The following is an 18,594-nucleotide window of genomic DNA, read 5'->3' as shown; positions in this document are numbered from 1 at the left end:
CCACTGTAAGAGGGTCGCCTTGACAGGAGAACTATGCCAGAGTTCCAAATATATCGGACATCAATATCCGCAATGGGAACTGCTTCATGGAACATCTTGGCGCATTGAATGCGTTCGTCCAGACGGCTGATGCCGGCAGCTTTTCGAGGGCCGCCGCAAGGCTTGGCGTTTCAAGTTCGGCCATCGGCAAAGCGGTTGCGCGGCTGGAAGAGCGGCTTGCCGTTCGCCTGTTTCATCGCTCTACGCGCTCATTGATGCTGACCTCCGAGGGGTCGCTTTTCCTTGACCGGTGCAGGCGCATATTCAGCGAGATCGAGGCCGCTGAACTGGAACTGTCGCAGCTCCGTGAGGCGCCCCGAGGCCGCCTGCGCGTCAGTTTGCCGCTGATCGGCATGCTGATGATGCCTGCGGTCATGGCCTTCATGCGCGCCTATCCGGAGATTGAGCTGGACCTCGATTTCACAGACCGCGTGGTTGATGTGATCGATGAAGGTTTCGACGCCGTGGTCCGGACCGGTGAAGCCAGGGACTCACGATTGATGATGCGCCGGGCCGGTGGCTTTGCCCACCGTATCGTCGGCTCGCCCGATTATCTCGCTGCACATGGCGTGCCATCGACGCCTGACGATCTGCTCCGTCACGCCTGTCTCCATCACAAATATCCCTCGACCGGCAAGCTGGAGCGCTGGCCGTTCCTGTCGGACGGTGCGGGTTTTGAACTTGTTCTTCCGGTGACGTCGGTGGCAAGCACGATCGAGCCACAGATCTGTCTGGCAGAGGAAGGCTTTGGGCTTGCCTGCCTGCCGCAGTTTGCGATCTCAGACCAGCTCCGGCGCGGCACGCTCGTCAGCGTGCTCGAAGATCATCTTCAGGAAGTCGGCGCCTTTCACATTCTGTGGCCGGCAAGCCGGCATCCGTCGCCGAAGGTGTCCGCCTTCGTGTCCTTCATGGCTGACAACCTTTTGCGCGGGCCAAACGGGTAAGCGTGCAGCCGCGTATGATGGCTCAGGGATTTGGCGGCACCGGCGGCAACTGACATTCGCTGGAAAACAGCCGTTTGCTGATAAAATCAACGAATACGCGCACCTTTGGTGAAAGATGCCGGCTCGATGGCCAGATCAGGTTGAACTGGCCGGGAGCATCGAGGTGATCGACCAGCAACGGTACAAGGTCTCCGGTCCTCAGCGAGGCTGCAGCCAGGAAATCCGGCATGCAGCCGATGCCGAGACCAAGGAGCACGGCGCCGCGCAGGGCCTCCATATTGTTGCAGGTCAGGATATGGCGGATCCGGACCTCCGGCTCCGCCGCTGGAAGTTTGAGCGGCCAATCCTGAACCTTGCCGCTATTGGGAAATCGAAAGCCGATGCCGGCATGCGTGGAAAGGTCACGCGGACATTTGGGCGTCCCCTGCCTCTCCAGATAGGCAGGGGATGCGCAAAGGAGCAATTGGAACGGCCGCAGTGCGCGGACCATGATACGGCTGTCGGGCAATTGGCCGCTGCGGATGGCGACATCGACGCCTTCATCGATGAGATCGACGATGCGGTCGGAGAAATCCAGATCGAGCTCGATATCCGGATAGAGCGACAGGAATTCGGCAAGCACCGGCAAGAGCAGATGGTAGGCGACGATCGGCGCACTGACCTTGATGCGCCCGCGCGGGGTTTCCTTTGTTCTCAGCAATGTCTCCTGGGCATCGTCGAGATCATCGAGGATGTGACGGCATCGCTCATGAAACGCCCGGCCTTCCTCCGTCAGGCGCAGGCTGCGTGTCGAGCGCTGGAAGAGCCGCACACCGAGCTGACTTTCCAGCCGTGTGACGGCCTTGCCGACGGCGGAGGGTGAGAGGCCAAGGACACGACCGGCAGCAACGAAGCTGCCGAGATCGGCCGTTCTGACAAAGGCCATCAGTCCGGTCAGGCGGTCCATCTCAATCCTATTCAAGCGTTTTGTTCCGTTATGAACGGAGCTGAGGCGATATTTTCGAATATTCAAGCACGTTTATTCTGAGTTGGAAACAGGCTGCGTTTGCCGCAGCATTCTCCAGCTTGAGGAACGTTTATGCCCTCCCATTCGAAATCATCAGGCACAACCACGAAATGGCTGGCTCTGCTTGCGGTGTGTCTTGCTGCCGCTGCCATGCCGCTCACATTCACCGGTACAGCCGTCGCACTGCCGTCTATCGGCCGGGCGCTGGGCGGTAGTCCGGTTGCAATTGCCTGGGTGACGAACGCCTTCATGCTGACCTTCGGCTCGACCCTGATGGCGGCCGGCGCGCTGGCGGATAGCTATGGCCGTAAGCAGATTTTCCTGACAGGGGTTGGCTCCTTTGCAGTCTTCTCGCTGGCGCTGGTCTTTGCGCCGGATATTGTTATCTTCGACCTGTTGCGGGCGGCGCAAGGGTTTGCCGCAGCGGCAGCGTTTTCCGGTGGCATGGCAGCACTGGCGCAAGAGTTTGACGGCGAGGAGCGGCTTCGCGCCTTCAGCATTGTCGGCACCAGCTTTGGCGTCGGCCTGTCGCTCGGCCCGGTCGCTTCGGGTCTGATGATCGAAATGTTCGGCTGGCGCAGCATTTTCCTGGCGGTGGTGGTCTTTGCCGTTCTCGCCTTTGCTCTCGGTTGGCACGCGTTGAAGGAAAGCCGGGACCCGGCGTCTCGCGGGCTCGACTGGGGCGGAGCGCTCAGCTTTACTGCGGCGCTTGGCCTCTTCACCTACGGCATTCTGCTGGCGCCGGAGCGCGGATGGGGCGATTTTACGGTCGTGACATTGCTGGCTGGCGCGTCGCTCCTCCTCGTCATATTCGTGGCGATCGAACGGATGGTCTCCCGGCCGATGCTCGACCTCTCGCTGTTTGCCTATCCACGCTTTGTCGGCGTTCAACTGCTTGCGGCAGCGCCAGCCTATGGCTTCGTCGTATTGCTGATCCTGCTTCCTGGACGCTTTATCGGCATCGAAGGCCTGCGCGAGATGGCGGCGGGTACGCTGATGATCGCGCTCTCGGCGCCGCTGCTGATCCTGCCCATTGCGGCCGGGCTTCTGACACGCTGGTTCCGTCCGGCCACGATCTGTGGAACAGGACTGCTGATCTCGGCCGGCGGCCTGTTCTGGCTGGCGCAGATCCCGGCCGGTGCGCCGCTAGGGATGATCGCCCTGCCGATGCTGACCATCGGTACCGGGATCAGCCTGCCCTGGGGTTTGATGGACGGACTGGCCGTCAGCGTCGTGCCCAAGGAACGCGCGGGCATGGCGACCGGCATTTTCAGCACCACAAGAGTGGCGGGCGAGGGCGTGGCGCTCGCGGTCGTCGGCGCAATCCTGTCCATGCTGATCGCGGGCAGATTGGACGCAAACGCCCCACTAGCCGCCATCGCCACCGCCGCCCAAAGGCTCGCCGCCGGAGACATCACTATGGCCGCAAACGCCATGCCGGGTATGGACCGCGTGGCGCTGGTGCCGCTCTATTCGCAGGCGTTCAGCGATCTCCTGCTGCTCTTGACCGGCATCACCCTTCTCACAGCCATCGTGGTCTTTATCTTTCTGAGGACCGATGCGGAGGAGACATTTGAGGGCGAAGTGGAGGGATCGGCATGAATGCGTGTTTGCCGGTCACTTACTGAATTTTAGGATCTGCTTGTGCTGCTTCAGGGTGTTTCGAAGTGTTGATATATTGACATTGTTGACGTTTCCACCGGGTGCGAGGGCCGCCGCTGCTCCCGCTGCTTGGCCAAGGACCATGAAGGTCGGCTCCACACGAACCGACGTGAAGGCGGCATGGCTTGCCGAGATTGCCACGGGAACGATGAGGTTCGTCACCTGTGTCTTCTTCGGCAACATTGCACGATAGGGAATTTCATAGGGACCAACGCCAATACTCTCACGTGTCTCGTCGGCGATATATCCGCTGACGACCGTCCTGACCATTCCATGCTCGTCCATTGGATAATATCCAAGGCCGATCGTGTCGTTAAAAGTTGTTTTGTTGACGAGGTTTTTTTGCGTTAGCACGAACTGGCCGACCAGCCGCCGTGCCTGTCGCACATACATCTGGCGGGGAAAGCCACCATTGTCCGTAAATTCGTCGGCACAATAACCAAAACGGGCTGTGTAATCTCTCACCGCTTTCGGCACTCTTGGATCCGATTGTGCAAACCACATCAGACCCTGAATATGATTGCGAACCATAGCACTGATCTGCTTTCGTTTTGCTTCCGTGCCTGTTGTATATTCGTATCCAATATGCCAGACGTTCGTAGAGAAATAACGTGTTGAATTAACATCCATTTTCCCTTCAACCGTATCGCCGCCGCCGATGAAATGAGCCGGATTTACAGGGATCGCAGCTTTTTGGAGGGCGGCCAAGAATCTGGCTGTTGCCTCGTAGCGGAGCGGCTCGTAACCTTCAGGTTGGGTGAACGGAATGCGGTTGTTTGCATTTGGCGTGACACAAAGGCGGTAGTTGAAAGCCATTAAGGATGTATCCGCCGATCCGAGCTTTTTTTGACCGACGCCGATAATGCCGGGAAGAAGGCCGCTGTCGCGCTTGCCAGGTACAATATATGGATCGACAAGAATTTGCTTATCGCCGACGAGCGGTCGCGCCAGCTTTTGAACGCCTGCAGCGCTCTCGCCATATTTGTCACGGCTCTCCCTGCCAACGATGGTTTCCACCGCCGCTTTAAGCATCAAGTCGCCTTCATAGCTGGCATCGATAAACACCGATCCACAAAAAGAGCGGCCGGACGTCATGCCAATTTCCTTGATGACTTTATTGGCGCGGACAGTTTTCAAAACGCGCTGTTCGGTTTCAACTTTCACATTGGCAGCGAGCAACAGCCGGTCGAAAGTTGACTCCGCCCATTTGGACTCAAAATAAATTCGAACCGGGTCAGAGATATTGTAGCGTTGTTTTGCGCGATCAAGAAACTCGTCCGTAATACCGCCATACACATTTTCACGTGGCGATGCGTCTGTCTTCGTCAGACCGTTCGACATCAAGCCGCCAACATGCTGGGTCGGCTCCAGCAGAATGACTTTTTTCTTCAAGCGCCCGGCCTGAATGGCCGCAGCGATACCACCAGGTGTTCCGCCATAGACAACAACATCGGCGCGATCACAGGCGGCATAACCCGTCGATGTGCTCAGCAAAAATCCGGTCAAGAGAGAGAGGCAAAGAGTTTTGATCCGCATCGGGCAGCCCTAATTAATTTGGAAGAGTCTTACGAAAGACGTCCGCCAATTAACGTCTGCTTTCACCAACCCATACGAGTGCTTTCTTTTCACGAGTCGACATCTTCCGCAACTCGGGTGAATGATTATTTTCACGTTAAAGTGGCGTTTGACCCTTCGTTCTGTGATCACTGCACGAGCGAGATCGTGCGCGATGCACTCAGCTCAATACGATCAACGATCTGAGAAATTGTCACCCGCACGGCCACAGGGAGTTTCGGCTGCTTTGTCCAGCTGTACAGCCATGTCATTGCCTCCTCGTCATCCAGCGTCAGATAGGAAAATTGAAGGCCGGTCACGCCCGCCTGCAACTCGTCCGATTGCACGGGCAGAACCTCGTCTTGCTGCGGCAGGCGGTGGGGGCTGGATTTTCTGACTAAAGCCTTGCCCATGGGCGATGGCTCCGTCACATAGGATGTTTGCCGCAGTCCCCTGGCCAAAAATCCGGTTCGGATCACGGCCACGAAACGAATGCTGTCAGCATCCCCGATCATAGGCGTGAACGCCTCATCGCCGCGATCGAGGACCGGCAGCGAAAGCGCACCGGACAATTCGCCGGAGATATGATCGGCAACGGCCTCCAGTGTTGACTGCACCGATTGCCGTTTCTCAATCTGTGTCCAGCTCTGCATGTGCCGGATGCCACCGGCCATCATTGCCGCCATCACAGCCGTGAGAACCAGGACCACCAGCATTTCGAGCAGCGTGAAACCTGCGTCATCAGGGCAATGTTGCCCGGCCGCGTTCTCGCCGGGTTGCTGCTCGCCTTTATGGTGCATCGCCGGCGCCGCGCGATAGGACAAGACCATAGGAAACATAACGCCGGGCGGCGTGGCCATCTGCCTGCGAGATCACGTCCAGGATCAATTTTTCCGCCGTTATTTCGCTGGTTTCTTGCCCAAATGACAACGGTTCGCGTTTCAAACTCCATTTGAGGCCGCTGGACGTGACGCCTTCTTCTTCGCTCGGCTGATTGGATAGAAACAGCCGTTCAGCAAAGATTTCCTCGGCGACGCGGTCAGCCGCCCGTGCGGTCTTGGCCGAGGCGAAGGATCGAAACGAGTAGGACAGAGACTGGTTTGCCGCGACCAGTGCTGCAGACAGGACCACGAAAGCGACCAAGACTTCGAGAAGCGAAAATCCGCTATTGTCTTCAGAACGCATTGCGGGAGTATTCCGTCAGTCCGGTCAACCAATTGACACGGACATAAGCTGCCTCACCACTCTGGTTTCGAACCGTGATTTCTGCGCCAGACGAGGTGCCGTCGGGGAGGAATATGATCTGCGGAACGTTTTCTCCCGGTGTTGGACCACGGCCGATGGTGACCGAAAAGTCCCATGTTTTAGGAATCGTGATGCGTCCCCTTTGTCCTGAATCAGAGATTGTCTTTCTTTCGATATCAATGTCCGATGTCTGTATGCGCCCGGTGTTCATGGCGCGATATCGTTGTGCTGTCATGCTCCCGGCGATATCGGCCGCATAGGTGTAAGGTGACCTGCCATTTCGGACCTGCTGTACCGAAATGGCCGCGATCCCTGCGACCGCCGATATAATCGCCAGGACGACCAGCATTTCTATCAGGCTAAACCCCGCTGTCGCCGTCGCTGGTGCGGAGGTCTTCGGTTTAATCATTGCACGGCCAGACTGTTGATGCTGAGCAGGGCGTCCATGACGGAGACGACGATACCGCCGATTGCGCCACCCATGACAATCGTGATCACTGGGGTCAAGAGCGTCAGGACCCGGCGAATATCACGGCTCGCCTCTGTTTCCAGCAGAAATGCGGCGCGCTTGAGTGCGTCCGCCAGTCTGTTTGCCTCGTCGCCGATTTCGATCAGCGACATGCTGGTGCTGTCAAAAAGGTTTGATTCCCGTGCCGCCTGCCGGAATGGCATGCCAGCGGTAACAGCACTTCTGATCGCTGTCATTCCTGGCTGATATGCAGTGACGGGACAGGATCGCGCTGATAGTTCCAGCGCCTTTTTCATCGGCACCCCGTTTGCAAGAAGCATTCCCAGGACTTGCAGATATCGTGCGCAGCCGCGCGCGCAGCTGATCCGGCCGAGGAAAGGTATTTTGAGCCAGAAAAGGGAAAGGGTGTCGCGTCCCGCCGCCGTTCGGCGAGCGTACACAATCGCAGCTGCGGCCAAAAGGGCACCGATTGGGATGAGCCAGCCATAGGAGAGAAGAAAAAGCCGGCCCGCAGCCAGCACGGAAATCAACACAGGGCGTTTATCGGCAAGGCCTTCGAATACCGGATCGATCGCCGGCACCAGAGCGAACATGATGATCCCAACGGCAAAGAGCATCATCAGCACCAGAAACGCGGGATAGAGCAGGGCCTCCAGCACATCCGCCTTTCTCTTCTTCTCCTCATCAAACATGGTCGCCAGTACCAGAACCACTTCGTCCAGACGTCCACTATGTTCGCCGCTGACGACCAAGGCCGTGACGGCCGGATCGGCGTCGGATCGCTTCGCCACAGCCTCGGAAAAAGAGCTGCCGGATCCGATCGCTTCAACGATTTCGGCAAGGCCGGATTTGCCTTTCTGACTTGCGGCGATTGCCTTGAGTGCGGCGTCGATAGGGAAGCCCGCCTGCAGCAGGATGGCCAGTTCCGAGAACAACCGATGGTAATTCATCGAATGTCGCGGAGCGATCTGCGCCCAGATGCCGGAGATCGTCCCGAAGCTCGCCGTCTCTTCTCTGAGATCAACAAGCTTGCGCCCACTTTTTGACACCAGCCGAGCCGCCTCCAGCCGGTTTCCTGCGTCGATGATGCCTTTTGTCTCGGTTCCGTCTTTGCCATAGGCGCGATATGAAAATCTGGTCACGTTTCCGCCGCCGTGTTGAGAACCCGGGAAACTTCCAATTTCGACGTGACGCCCGCATCGACCAATCGCGATGCGCAGGCCGCCATCGTCGTCATGCCATCGGCAACAGCCTGTTTAACAATCTCCGTCTCTGTCGCGCCGGACCCCACCAGCGCCGACACACGGCCTCCCGCCTCCAGAACTTCGTAGATGACCGTTCGGCCGGAATAACGGGTGCCACGGCAAGCCGGGCATTCGGTCACCTCATCCTGCCTACAGGACGGGCACAGCAAGCGGACCAGACGTTGCGCGATCACGCCCCGGATCGTCGATGCAATCAAATATTCTTCAATCCCCATATCCCGCAGACGCGTGAAGGCGCCAGCGGCAGTGTTGGTGTGCAAGGTGGTCAGCACCAGATGTCCAGTTAGCGCGGCCTGTATGGCAATCTGCGCTGTTTCCTTGTCACGAATTTCACCAACCAGAATGATATCCGGGTCCTGTCTCAACACCGACCTCAAGGAGCGTGCAAAATCGAGAGCGATGGCAGGATTGACCTGAAGCTGGGTGACCCCTTCGAGTTGATATTCCACCGGGTCCTCGATGGTGAATATCTTTACCCCTTCCTTGTTCAGCAGGCTCACCAGGGAATAGAGCGTCGTCGTCTTGCCACTGCCTGTCGGGCCGGTGACAACCACCATTCCGTTCGATGATTGCGCCAGTTGAGAAATCGTGCGGCGGGCTTCGCCGTCAAAACCCAAATCGGACAAGTCGCTCGAAACATTCAGGTTTCTGAGCAGTCGCAAAACGATCGTCTCTCCATGCAGGCTTGGAACGATCGACACGCGAAAATCGATCTCCGTGCCTCGGATCGAAAGCCGCATACGGCCGTCCTGGGGCAGGCGCCGCTCGACAATGTTAAGCCCGGACAAGATCTTGATGCGGGTGACAATGCCTGAGAGCATCGACTTCTGAACGGTGTCATTGCGAGAGAGCACCCCGTCGCGGCGATACCGGATCTGGACCCGATCCGAAAAGGGTTCGATGTGGATATCGGTCACGTCGGCATCGAACGCGTTCTGCGCCATCTTTGCCACGAAATTGATGATCGGTGCCTCCAGCGCGATATCCCTCAATCGATCGACATCGTTGTCAAAGGCGGATTGCTCAGCGGGAGCATTGTCATCTTCGGTTGCGATCTGCGAATGCGCTGCCACCGCATCGATCGCCAGCACAATCTCTTTTCGCGGAAAGACCCTGATCTGGATTTCCCGTTGAAAATAATAGGTAAGGGTTTCCAGCAAACCTTTTTCGAGCGGATTGGCGAATGCGACCAGCAACTCGTCTTCCTCCAGACCAATGGGAATGGCGCCCCGTGTTCTGGCAAAGTCCAGATCATAGGTCTCCAGGCCGGGGACCATGGAGAAAGGTGCCGGGAATACCACGCGTGGCACGCCTAAATAGGTCCTCAACCATTCAGCCAGGCTGGCCTCGGTCAATAGGCCAAGCTCCGTGATCACAACATCGAACGGCAATGGGCTTGAGCGGATGGCGGCCGAGATCCGGTAGGCCGATTCGACAGACAGGACGCCTTTGCCCCTTAGGAACTCGATGAAATCAGTCTCGGATATGCTGTGCCCATGCGCTCGCATCATAGCCCCTCCGTCAATCTCTTTAGAAGGTCCGGGCATGGCATCGGCGCCATCGGGTCAAGATCCAGAGTGCTCAAGCTGGTGAACACCGTCTCCTTCTGCAGAATGTTTGGAGAGGCGCCGTCTCCGGTCGCGCTGGCAAGCATCACCGTCGATAAAAATCCGGAAGGCTCCCCCGCCTTGAATTCCGCAAATGAAATTTCGGCATGCCCCGACGGCAGATCACCGGCTGCCGCAAATTGCAGTGCCTGGTCATGCCGCTCCAGTTGCCGGCGAAGAGCTGGGGGCGAATGTGCAATCGTGACAGTGTCGGTTTTGTTCTGAATGGTGAAGATACGCGCTATTTTCCCAAGGTCCGGAAGAGGAGGCGTGAGCACATCGTAGAGTTCGGCAATATTCTCGAAGGGCGCATGTTTTACAATGAACGCGGCATCCTTGTCCGTTCGCGCTTCAGCCGAGCCAATCTCCCGATAGATTTCGACGCGATCGGCAAATCGCGTGGCATCGCTTTCGGTATAACCGAGAGATAGAAAACCGATCTTCAAAAGGGCGTTGCTCGCGCTGTTCAGGCCGATCAGACCGTTCTGATCCTGTATGTGCAGATAGAAAACCTTGCCATCGCCGATGCACTGCTGCCAGCCGGTCATGACCGGTGATTTCGGCTGACCGGCATAGGCGACAATCGAAAGGCCGGGCGAAAGCAACTCGAACGCCGTGCGCCGCGTACTATAAGCCGACGCCAAGACCTGGCCACGCCCAAGCACGGCGAGGGGTGTAATCACGGCCGCGACGAGAAGAACGAACATCAGCGCTGTGATCAGGCCGAAACCATCGTTTCCCTCATAGGGTTTGATGCCGTCACTGGAAGACATCATTGTGCATCCGGATACAGGGAAAGGTTAAAGTTCAGGCTCTGGTCGGTTTCATGAGAAAGCTCGATATCGTCTGTCCCGATCCCGGTTATGCGCCAGCCGCTAATCAGGTCGCCCTGGTGAAACCATGCGCTCGTTCCCGTATCCTCCATCGTGATCAAGGCACTTGGAATCTTTGCGACGGATTCCGTGCCCAACAGTTTCAGCTGCGGCCGTTCGACTGCAACGGCTGACGTTTCTTCCTCCACCATCACCGGAGGCGCCGGTTGCAAATCCGACTCGGTTGTTTCCGCCGTCTGAAACGGGCGCCTGTTTTTCGAAAACAACGGGCGGGCGTATGTCTCCGTCGTTTCCGCGCCGGCCCCATCTGCCGATAGGCCTTCGTCTTCCCGCAGACGTTCGATACCGGTAAATGCGAATTCATCTGGAATGGCGGTCGTTGCGATCCGGAGCTGATATGACCAGACGGACATTATGCCCACGGCCACGACCCCAATGATCCCTAGAATTGTGTTTTGCAGGGTCATCCGATCTCCCTACAGCGGCTTGCCTGGAGCACCGGAAGCACCCAGAAAGACAATCGTGGCCGTCAGTTCGGCAGGCAGGTTTTCTGCGGCTGATATTTGCTGGTTGGTGGAGTTCAGCACCACCTCTTTGATGAAAAGCCTCGGCTGGTTGTTTTCGATCGATGCGATGGTGCGATGAACAACCTCCATGCTTCCGGACAGGTTGGCTCTAAGCCCAATCATCCTGATGCCGTTTTCACCGGTTTCGCTGACATTGTTGACGGAGTTTATCTGCCCCCCGGCTGTGCCAACCACATCCTGCAGCCAGGATTGCAAGGCAGCGCTCATGACGGCTTCATTCTCGCCGCTCAAAAGCATCGGATTTCCGTCATTTTCTGGAAGCAGTTGCGCTTCGAATGACACGCCTGCAGTGGCGATGGCTTTAAGCTTGCCGAGCAAGGCTCTCTTCTCGTCGATTGCCGTGTAACCGGAATAAAGGCTTGTCACCGCCATCTGGATCACGCCGGCCAACCCGGCGACCATCACGACGGCAAAAACCAATGCAACGATGCGCTGTGTCCGGTTCGTGGCATTCATCAGGGAAGTCAGCATTCTATTGCTCTTCCTGCTCGAATGAAATGTGAAAATTATCCCCGGTGAACCCCGGAACCTTCACCACAGGAGATGTAAATTGCGCCCGTTGAAACAGCGCACTCGCCTCAATACTGCCGATCAGCGTTGCCGGTTTTTCCGAGAAGCCGGCTATTTCAACTCTCTCATCCTTGATGGTCAGATCAGTCAGGAATGCGGTGTCGGGAAGAATGCGGCTGAGTTCCTCCCAAGCCTTGACCACCTCCAGCTTTTTCGACTGTTTGAGCGCCTGCAGCTGCTGGGATTTTTTCGCATATTGATCGTAACGGGACCGCGCGGCATGCGCCTGTTTGCTGGCCTCGCCGATTTCAACGTCAAGCACGGCCGCTGCAGCGGATGTCTTTTGCTGAACCTGGTAAGCGCAAAACAAGCAGCCAAGAACAATCAAAAGTGCAAGAAGCCAGTTGAGTGTCTGGCGAATATCTCGATGCGGCCGTTCCGAAAAATCTGCCGGCCGCAAGCCGGAGAGTACCTCGATCTGCCCGGATCCCAGATAAATACCGGAGACCTTAACCCCGGCATGCCGAAATTGGGTTCTCAACTCGTCAATGAATTCACGCCGTAAAATGAAATAGGTGGCATCGCATTTGTGCGGCTCGGACAGAAGGATTTTGACGTCGTCGACGCGGAATGGCGTTTCCGTGAGGATGTCCAACTCGGCAGCCCGTTTCAAGATCGATAGCGGAAGCCGCCGGTGCGAAATGGTCCGTTCGAGATATCTTGTGTCATCCAGAACAAGTCTGATGGCATCACCCTCGAAATCTCCGGCCGCCTTCAAGGCGAGCAACGTCTCACCCATCGTTGACAGGGGCTGGAAGGCGCCGCCATCAAGCGAGAAGCCGGATTTGCCGATCACGACCTGACGTTGATCCCGTTGCCTGGTCTTTCTCCAGGGCAGTTTCGGCCGCATCTGCAGCATCTCGTTCTTCCACCAGACGAAGAAATCGAGGCAGCCGTCGCTCAGGCGCGAAAAGGATGCAGATGCGCTAAGGGATGTCACGGTCTTCCCCTTCGCCTCCTGTTTTACCGTCCCTCCCCAGCGAAATCACAGCAAAGGAAACCTCACCCTCCGGAGCCCGGTACTGGTAGAGATTGCCCCAGGGATCCCTCAGATCTCCGGCGTCTTTCAAATAAGGGCCGTTCCAGACAGGACTGCCTGCTGGACGGGTTGAAAGAGCCGTCAAACCCTCTTCCTGTGTCGGATACCGGCCCGAATCCAGGAAATAAAGTTCAAGCGCGCTTTCGAGATTTTTCACTTGAACCTTGGCGCTATCGGTTCGTGCCGAGCCGAGATAGCCAAGGACACGCGGCGCGACGATCGCGGTGGTCATGGCGATGATCGCCAAAACGACGAGAAGCTCCACCAGCGAGAAACCAGCCTCCAGTTCGGCAGACCGCTTTCGCCTTGCCCTGAGCATTTGGAAACGGGAGGAGAGCATACGCATCATCGACGGCACCTAGACAATCAAAACGGAGATGGAGTTGAGTTCAAAGACAAAGGTCAGCAACAGTCCGGCGGAGAGAAATGGGCCGAACGGCACTCTTTGCATCCGCGCACCCTTCTTCCAGAAAGGGAGCGTCAGCAGCGCGAATGCCAACGCGCTGAGGCTGGAAACCGCCAGAAACAGCGGAAAACTGGCAATCGTGATCCAGCATCCCGCTGCAGCGGCCATTTTGACATCGCCCAGTCCAAGGCCGATCTGGCCTCTTGCCCGAAAATGGACGAAACGGACCAGTGAAAACGTTCCTGCGAATATGAGTATGCCGAGTAAAATCCGGACGGGGTCAAAACTGCCGAGCAGCCAATGCGCAGCCAATCCAGTTGCGGCCAACAAAATGTTGCACAGATCCGGGATGACAAACTTGCGCAGATCGATCACGGCGATCACCGCCAGTTGGATCGCCAGAAGCAACAGAACGCTGATCTCTGTCGTCTCCATCTAGTTTGCCAACCGGATGAGATCGCGCTTCATGCGCTTGCCGGGCGTATCGCTATCTCCAAAATCAAACTGCTGGCGGAACTCGTCGGTCGCCTGACGCGCCTCCTCGCTATCGCGGACAATGCGCGGACGAATAAAGATGATCAGTTCCGTGCGGTTGATGCCATCGGTTTTCGACTTGAATGCATTGCCGAGCAGCGGAATATCGCCGAGCACCGGCACCTTTCTCTGGTTGAGGGATTTCTTTTCCTGGATTAATCCACCGAGTGCCAGACTTTCCCCGTCATGAACGACGACACGGGTCGCAATCTTCCTTTGCTGGATCGTCGGCGAATCAATCCCCGACGTGGTGGTCGCAACGACATTGCTGACCTCCTGCTGGATATCGAGCATCACCCGGCCGGAACTGTTGATCCGGGGCGTGACCGACAGGATGATGCCTGTATCCTTCATTTCGACGGAGTTGATGATGACGGCATTGGCCGATTCCGTTCCCGTGCTGGTCTGGGTGATGACGGGAACCTGATCGCCGACTTGCAATTTCGCCTGCTGGTTGTTGATGACCATCAGGTTTGGCGACGAGATGACCTTGACCTTGGTCACACTTGAGAGTGCCGACAGGGCCGATTGGGCATTGGCCGAAACATGGGTCCAGTTGAAGCCGGGAAATGCCGCCGTCACCGCGCCGGATGCCAGATCCGACAGGCCCAGCGAATTGTTGCCGTTTTCCAGATACCAGCGAAGGCCGAATTTGAGCTCGTCGTTCAAAGTTACCTCGGCAATGACGGCTTCGAGGAAAACCTGGGTTGGCAAAACGTCGAGCTGGCGCAGGATCTGCTCGATCCTCTGATATTCGCGGGCATTGGTGGAGATCAGCAGCGCGTTGTTTTCCGTGTCGGCAACGACGGATGGAACCGTGCCGCTTGTCGAAAGGGCGGGTTCGCTCTCGACCTGGGCTTCCGGAGAATAATCGACACCCTCGCTCTGCATCGTATCGGCAACGAGATCGGGCGCCACCGGACTTGGCCTTGCCATAGTCCCGCCGTTCGATTTGGCGCTGGCAAGCACGTTCTGCAGCACATTTGCCAGTTCCGCCGCCGGCCGGTTCTGGATCTCGTAGACGAACAGCTGCTCTTCATTGGTTTGCGCTATCTTGTCGAGCTTGGCGATCCAGGCGGAAACTTTCGGCAGGTAGGCGGGGCGCGACGTGATCGCAAGGACCGCGTTCAGGCGGGTATTGGGGATGAAACGGATCGTTTTGGAGTTGGGACCAGCGTCCGCGCCGAACACCGAATTGAGCTCTTTCACCAGTTCCTGCGGCTGCGAAGCCTTCAAAGGATAGAGTGCCGTCGACATGCCCTTCATCCAATCGACATCGAAGACCGAGATCGCTTCGCGGATAGCAGAAAGCTCGCCATTGTTGCCAGCGACAACAATATAGTTGCGGGCAGGGTCGGTGCGCAGCACCGCGCCCTTCTTGCTCACCTCTTCGATAATGTCGCGCATCTCGTCGGCTGCAATATATTTCAGCTGCAGAACCTGAACTTTCATGCCCGGCTCGTTCTTCGGCAGACGCCCGCCACTGATGATCGCGTTCGATGCCGTCGCCTCGGAATAGGGCACGATCTCGTAGCGGTCCGCCTTCTTGACGATCGCTGCGCCATTGGCGGCCAACGATACTTCAAGGATATCCAAAAGGCTCTGTTTCGACATCGCATGGCTGGTCTGCAATGTCACCGTGCCGGTAATTTTGGGATCGACGAGATAGGTATATCCCATGATGTCGCCAAGGATTTTCTTGGCCGCCAAAGCCACCGGCGCATCGACGAGATTGATCGTATAGCCTTCGGACCCATCCGCCGCAGCACCACCCGTCACCGACGACATGGACTGTCCGGTAAACTCGCCACTGCCGATCTGCGCAAATCCCGCCGGCGTCGAGCCCGTGACCGTGCTGCCCTTGATCACGTTGGAATTCGGATAGCCGCGCGCGTCATGCACCCGCGGCCGCTCGACACCTTCCATCAACGACGCCCATTTATCATCGCTATTTTCCGAGGCACACCCCGACAGCACGGCGAGAACCATGCTGAAGCCAACCCGAATCGTAAGCACCCCTGCCCCTCAACTTATACTAGAGGTGTTTTTACAGACCGCTTTAGAAAGAGGAATGGGCCGCGGCTCAATAGGGCGCGTTTCCACAGCATTATTATAAGCGTGTTGCAACGCTGTCTGTGTTCTGTGTCAAGCGAGATCAAAGTTTTATCCCGAATTTCTAAAGTTCAGGGAAGCATTGATCAATGCTGCCGGTCACGGATCGGAATACAGCGTCGTCTTTGCCAACATTGGTGCTGGTAAACCTACTTCGGCTGGTCAGCTGGTGGAAAAGGAAACAACTATCTGTCTCGTTTATCGGGTAAACCCATAAATAAAAGCAAATATCCCCAACGTTGCAGCAAAAGTAAGTGGCTGAGATCGGATTCGCTGTCGAATATCGTCAATCACGGGACGGTCGGCTGCGGCTTCATGCATGGAGGCTTTCAATCCGGCACCGTCGGCTCGAAAGGCATCCAGACCTTCTTGTCTATCTGCGTTTCGATCCGTCGCTGCCAGCGCCTCATCAACCAGGCGCGCCGGCTCTTCCTCCGCCCCGGTTTTGACATCATCGGTCATGTCGATCCCTCCTACTGCGTTTTCTCTGTGCCGGCGGGAGCCACGGACTGAGAGTCTCCGCCTGTGCCGGATTCGGCTGTCGGATCGCGGTCAGTGGGGGCGGGTTGCATTTTATCGCCTGCGGGCGGGGTGTTGTCGATGACGTTTTGATCTGGTGGCGTCACGACGGCGTTTGTCTCGCTTGTGGCCGGCTGGGTGTTGGTTGCGGCATTATTATCGATTGCCTCGCCATATTGTCCCACCACGGCCCAGGCAACGGCGGCCAAAAGCAGGCCACCGATCAGCACCATCAGGACTGGTTTTCCCAATGGGCCCTGCCGCGTTTGCGAAGGGCTCGCTTGCACGACTTTTTCCGTCTCCGCTGTAGAGACCGTTTCGCCGCGTTCATCCTTATACGTTGCCATGTTGGTTCCTTCCTGAATATCGCATGATGTAACCGTTGGTGGCGGTAAATGTTCCGTGTCTTGGCAGCGCATAGAACTGCCCCCGACGGAGCCGGGAGAGAACTGCTGACCGGGCCGGAAGGAACCGCGACTTGCGTTCGCACATTGAGGATTCGTGGGTGGGCGCCGCCGCAGCCGATTTCATTTTTTGGGGCATTTGCGGGGGGTGCAGGCGTGGAAGGCGAGGTGTGATCGCAGTCCTTGGATGACGCCTTTATCTCCGCCCGAAGATCACCAACGGCCTTTTGGTGTCATAACCCATTGGGAGCGAGATAATCTGGCGCGTTCCGTGGAACAATTGGAACGCCTCTGGGTTTCAAAAGCCCGAATTCGATAATCCCAGTCGCGCTCAACACACAGTATCAAAGCGACCACCGCAGTCTGGACGAGGTGGAATGAGTGCGTTTTAGCCCGATGTGGCCGAATTGGTGAATGAACTATCACGTCCCGAAGATAGGCCGCTAGACTGATGAAACCAAATCCCATACCCCGGCGGCTCGTCGTCATTAGCGATTTTCAGGATGGGGAAGCGTTCGCTGCGCGCGTGCCCACAATCGAAGAATTTTTCGGAAAATGGCGGAGCGAGATCCAGGCGCAGCGTGCTGCAGATGTTGCCCAACACCGCGATTTTGAAGTGGAGGGCGGGTATATCGAGCGTTTGCCGCTGGCATGCGTCAAAGCCGGTATTGTCGATGCCGTCGAGATCTGGACCCATTGGCGGGGGGATGATCCGCCTCCGGCGGATTTGCGCCATGCGCCGCATCTGGTCCGGCGATCGTTTCAGCTCAATGGTCCGCAAGCGCCGTTTTCGTCCAATGACATGCTTGCTCATATCCTGACGTTCGGTGCGCCGGATATTCTTTGCGTCTGGGGGCTGGGCGTGTCGGCGGAGATTTTGGCCGCCTGTGAAACGAGCTACAAGATTTACAATTCCATCGATGCGCCGGCCTTGCGGGTTCCGCCCGAGGTCAGCCGGCTTTTCGATCTGGTGCTGACGGGGGCGCAGTGGCAGTCGGACGAGGTCACAGCCCGTCATCCAGGCATGAAAACCGCCATTCTGCCGATCGGTCCGGAATTTGCGTCCGATAGCATGTTTTATCCGATCGAGGGACCGAAGCCCTATGACATCATTTATGTCGCCGCCGCGCAACATTACAAGCGGCACGACATTCTCTTCGATGCGATGGCAAAACTTCCGAGGTCCATCAACGCGCTCTGTGTCTTCGGTTATGGTGAACTCGGAGATGCCCTTCGGGAGCGGGCCCGTGACCTTCAGATCAATGTCGATTTCGTCGGGCCACCGGGCGTGCCGTTTGCGCAGGTTAACCGGTTGATGAACCAGGCCAAAATCGGTGTCGTCTGCGGCGTCGATGATGGGGCTCCTGCCATTCTTACCGAATATATGCTTTCGGGTCTGCCGGTGCTTGCCAACAGCGCGCTCAGCTGTGGACTTCAATACATTACACCGCAGACGGGGCGGGTTGCGGCTTCAGGCGTTTTTCACGAGGGAATCCTGGATATGCTCGCAAGCCTTTCAGATTTTTCGCCACGGCAGTCCGTCATCGACAACTGGACCTGGCCTCATTCTGTGCGCAAACTGCAGGCTCTGACAGGGCTTGGGATACATTAGAAATCTTTTAGGAAAGCTCCGGAACAAAGCCTTGGAATCGTAGTTCTCGTCCGTCTCTCAACAGCGGATGTGCAATGAATCTCTCCAGTTCGTTCTTTCAGACGTCACCAGCAGTTCCGGCTCGCAATGCTCCGCTGATTTGTTTTTCCCATCTGCGCTGGGATTTCGTTTTGCAGCGTCCCCAGCA

The 18,594-nt window shown here is 57.1% G+C and carries 19 protein-coding genes; 3 read left to right on the top strand and 16 right to left on the bottom strand.

What is annotated here, in order from left to right:
• Positions 1–86: 86 nt before the first annotated feature.
• Positions 87–983: a LysR family transcriptional regulator gene (locus PYR65_RS24530; RefSeq protein ID WP_276121345.1), complete on the top strand. Its 897-nt coding sequence runs from the start codon at positions 87–89 to the stop codon at positions 981–983.
• 22 nt (positions 984–1,005) lie between these two features.
• On the opposite strand, the gene PYR65_RS24525 is transcribed toward PYR65_RS24530, so the two are convergent.
• Positions 1,006–1,929: a LysR substrate-binding domain-containing protein gene (locus PYR65_RS24525; RefSeq protein WP_276121813.1), complete on the bottom strand. Its 924-nt coding sequence runs from the start codon at positions 1,927–1,929 to the stop codon at positions 1,006–1,008.
• A gap of 132 nt (positions 1,930–2,061) precedes the next feature.
• Between PYR65_RS24525 and PYR65_RS24520 the strand changes: the two genes are divergently transcribed.
• On the top strand, positions 2,062–3,591 hold the full coding sequence (locus PYR65_RS24520; protein ID WP_276121344.1) for an MFS transporter: 1,530 nt from the start codon (positions 2,062–2,064) through the stop codon (positions 3,589–3,591).
• Positions 3,592–3,606: 15 nt separating this feature from the next.
• On the opposite strand, the gene PYR65_RS24515 is transcribed toward PYR65_RS24520, so the two are convergent.
• From PYR65_RS24515 to PYR65_RS24445, 15 genes are all read right to left on the bottom strand, one after another.
• Positions 3,607–5,187: an FAD-dependent oxidoreductase gene (locus PYR65_RS24515; protein ID WP_276121343.1), complete on the bottom strand. Its 1,581-nt coding sequence runs from the start codon at positions 5,185–5,187 to the stop codon at positions 3,607–3,609.
• Positions 5,188–5,354: 167 nt separating this feature from the next.
• Positions 5,355–6,035, bottom strand: coding sequence for a prepilin-type N-terminal cleavage/methylation domain-containing protein (locus tag PYR65_RS24510; protein ID WP_276121342.1), 681 nt, complete (start codon positions 6,033–6,035; stop codon positions 5,355–5,357).
• Positions 5,995–6,390 (bottom strand): type IV pilus modification PilV family protein, encoded by a 396-nt coding sequence (locus tag PYR65_RS24505; protein ID WP_276121341.1) that lies wholly within the window; start codon positions 6,388–6,390, stop codon positions 5,995–5,997. Before PYR65_RS24505 ends, PYR65_RS24510 begins: the two co-directional genes overlap by 41 nt.
• Positions 6,380–6,859, bottom strand: a complete 480-nt coding sequence (locus PYR65_RS24500) for a GspH/FimT family pseudopilin (protein ID WP_276121340.1) — start codon at positions 6,857–6,859, stop codon at positions 6,380–6,382. Before PYR65_RS24500 ends, PYR65_RS24505 begins: the two co-directional genes overlap by 11 nt.
• Positions 6,856–7,854 (bottom strand): type II secretion system F family protein, encoded by a 999-nt coding sequence (locus tag PYR65_RS24495; RefSeq protein WP_276121339.1) that lies wholly within the window; start codon positions 7,852–7,854, stop codon positions 6,856–6,858. Before PYR65_RS24495 ends, PYR65_RS24500 begins: the two co-directional genes overlap by 4 nt.
• A gap of 203 nt (positions 7,855–8,057) precedes the next feature.
• On the bottom strand, positions 8,058–9,731 hold the full coding sequence (locus tag PYR65_RS24490) for a GspE/PulE family protein (RefSeq protein WP_276121338.1): 1,674 nt from the start codon (positions 9,729–9,731) through the stop codon (positions 8,058–8,060).
• Positions 9,692–10,498, bottom strand: coding sequence for a hypothetical protein (locus PYR65_RS24485; RefSeq protein ID WP_276121337.1), 807 nt, complete (start codon positions 10,496–10,498; stop codon positions 9,692–9,694). The genes PYR65_RS24490 and PYR65_RS24485 overlap by 40 nt, the downstream gene beginning before the upstream one ends.
• Before the next feature lie 65 nt (positions 10,499–10,563).
• Positions 10,564–11,091: a hypothetical protein gene (locus PYR65_RS24480; protein ID WP_276121336.1), complete on the bottom strand. Its 528-nt coding sequence runs from the start codon at positions 11,089–11,091 to the stop codon at positions 10,564–10,566.
• Between the two features lie 9 nt (positions 11,092–11,100).
• Positions 11,101–11,592 carry a type II secretion system protein GspM gene (gene gspM / locus PYR65_RS24475; RefSeq protein WP_276121812.1) on the bottom strand — a complete coding sequence of 164 codons (492 nt, stop codon included), beginning with the start codon at positions 11,590–11,592 and terminating at the stop codon, positions 11,101–11,103.
• A 91-nt stretch (positions 11,593–11,683) separates the two neighbouring features.
• Positions 11,684–12,577: a PilN domain-containing protein gene (locus PYR65_RS24470; protein WP_276121335.1), complete on the bottom strand. Its 894-nt coding sequence runs from the start codon at positions 12,575–12,577 to the stop codon at positions 11,684–11,686.
• Positions 12,578–12,707: 130 nt separating this feature from the next.
• Positions 12,708–13,160: a type II secretion system major pseudopilin GspG gene (gspG, locus tag PYR65_RS24465; protein WP_276121811.1), complete on the bottom strand. Its 453-nt coding sequence runs from the start codon at positions 13,158–13,160 to the stop codon at positions 12,708–12,710.
• An 18-nt stretch (positions 13,161–13,178) separates the two neighbouring features.
• Positions 13,179–13,661, bottom strand: a complete 483-nt coding sequence (locus tag PYR65_RS24460; protein WP_276121334.1) for a prepilin peptidase — start codon at positions 13,659–13,661, stop codon at positions 13,179–13,181.
• The gene (gene gspD, locus PYR65_RS24455) at positions 13,662–15,776 is read right to left on the bottom strand and encodes a type II secretion system secretin GspD (RefSeq protein ID WP_276121333.1); all 2,115 of its coding nucleotides are present in this window, start codon (positions 15,774–15,776) and stop codon (positions 13,662–13,664) included. It lies immediately after the preceding gene.
• Positions 15,777–16,070: 294 nt separating this feature from the next.
• Positions 16,071–16,334 carry a hypothetical protein gene (locus PYR65_RS24450; RefSeq protein WP_276121332.1) on the bottom strand — a complete coding sequence of 88 codons (264 nt, stop codon included), beginning with the start codon at positions 16,332–16,334 and terminating at the stop codon, positions 16,071–16,073.
• Between the two features lie 11 nt (positions 16,335–16,345).
• Positions 16,346–16,738 (bottom strand): hypothetical protein, encoded by a 393-nt coding sequence (locus tag PYR65_RS24445; RefSeq protein WP_276121331.1) that lies wholly within the window; start codon positions 16,736–16,738, stop codon positions 16,346–16,348.
• Positions 16,739–17,321: 583 nt separating this feature from the next.
• Between PYR65_RS24445 and PYR65_RS24440 the strand changes: the two genes are divergently transcribed.
• A complete protein-coding gene (locus PYR65_RS24440) occupies positions 17,322–18,407 on the top strand; it encodes a glycosyltransferase family 4 protein (protein WP_407951343.1) in 1,086 nt (361 codons plus the stop codon).
• Positions 18,408–18,594: the final 187 nt, after the last annotated feature.

Origin of the sequence: Pararhizobium qamdonense (genome assembly GCF_029277445.1) — a bacterium.
In the GTDB taxonomy this organism is placed as follows: domain Bacteria; phylum Pseudomonadota; class Alphaproteobacteria; order Rhizobiales; family Rhizobiaceae; genus Pararhizobium; species Pararhizobium qamdonense.
The sequence above is the reverse complement of the archived record's forward strand: the minus strand, read 5'-3'. Positions and strand labels throughout refer to the sequence as shown.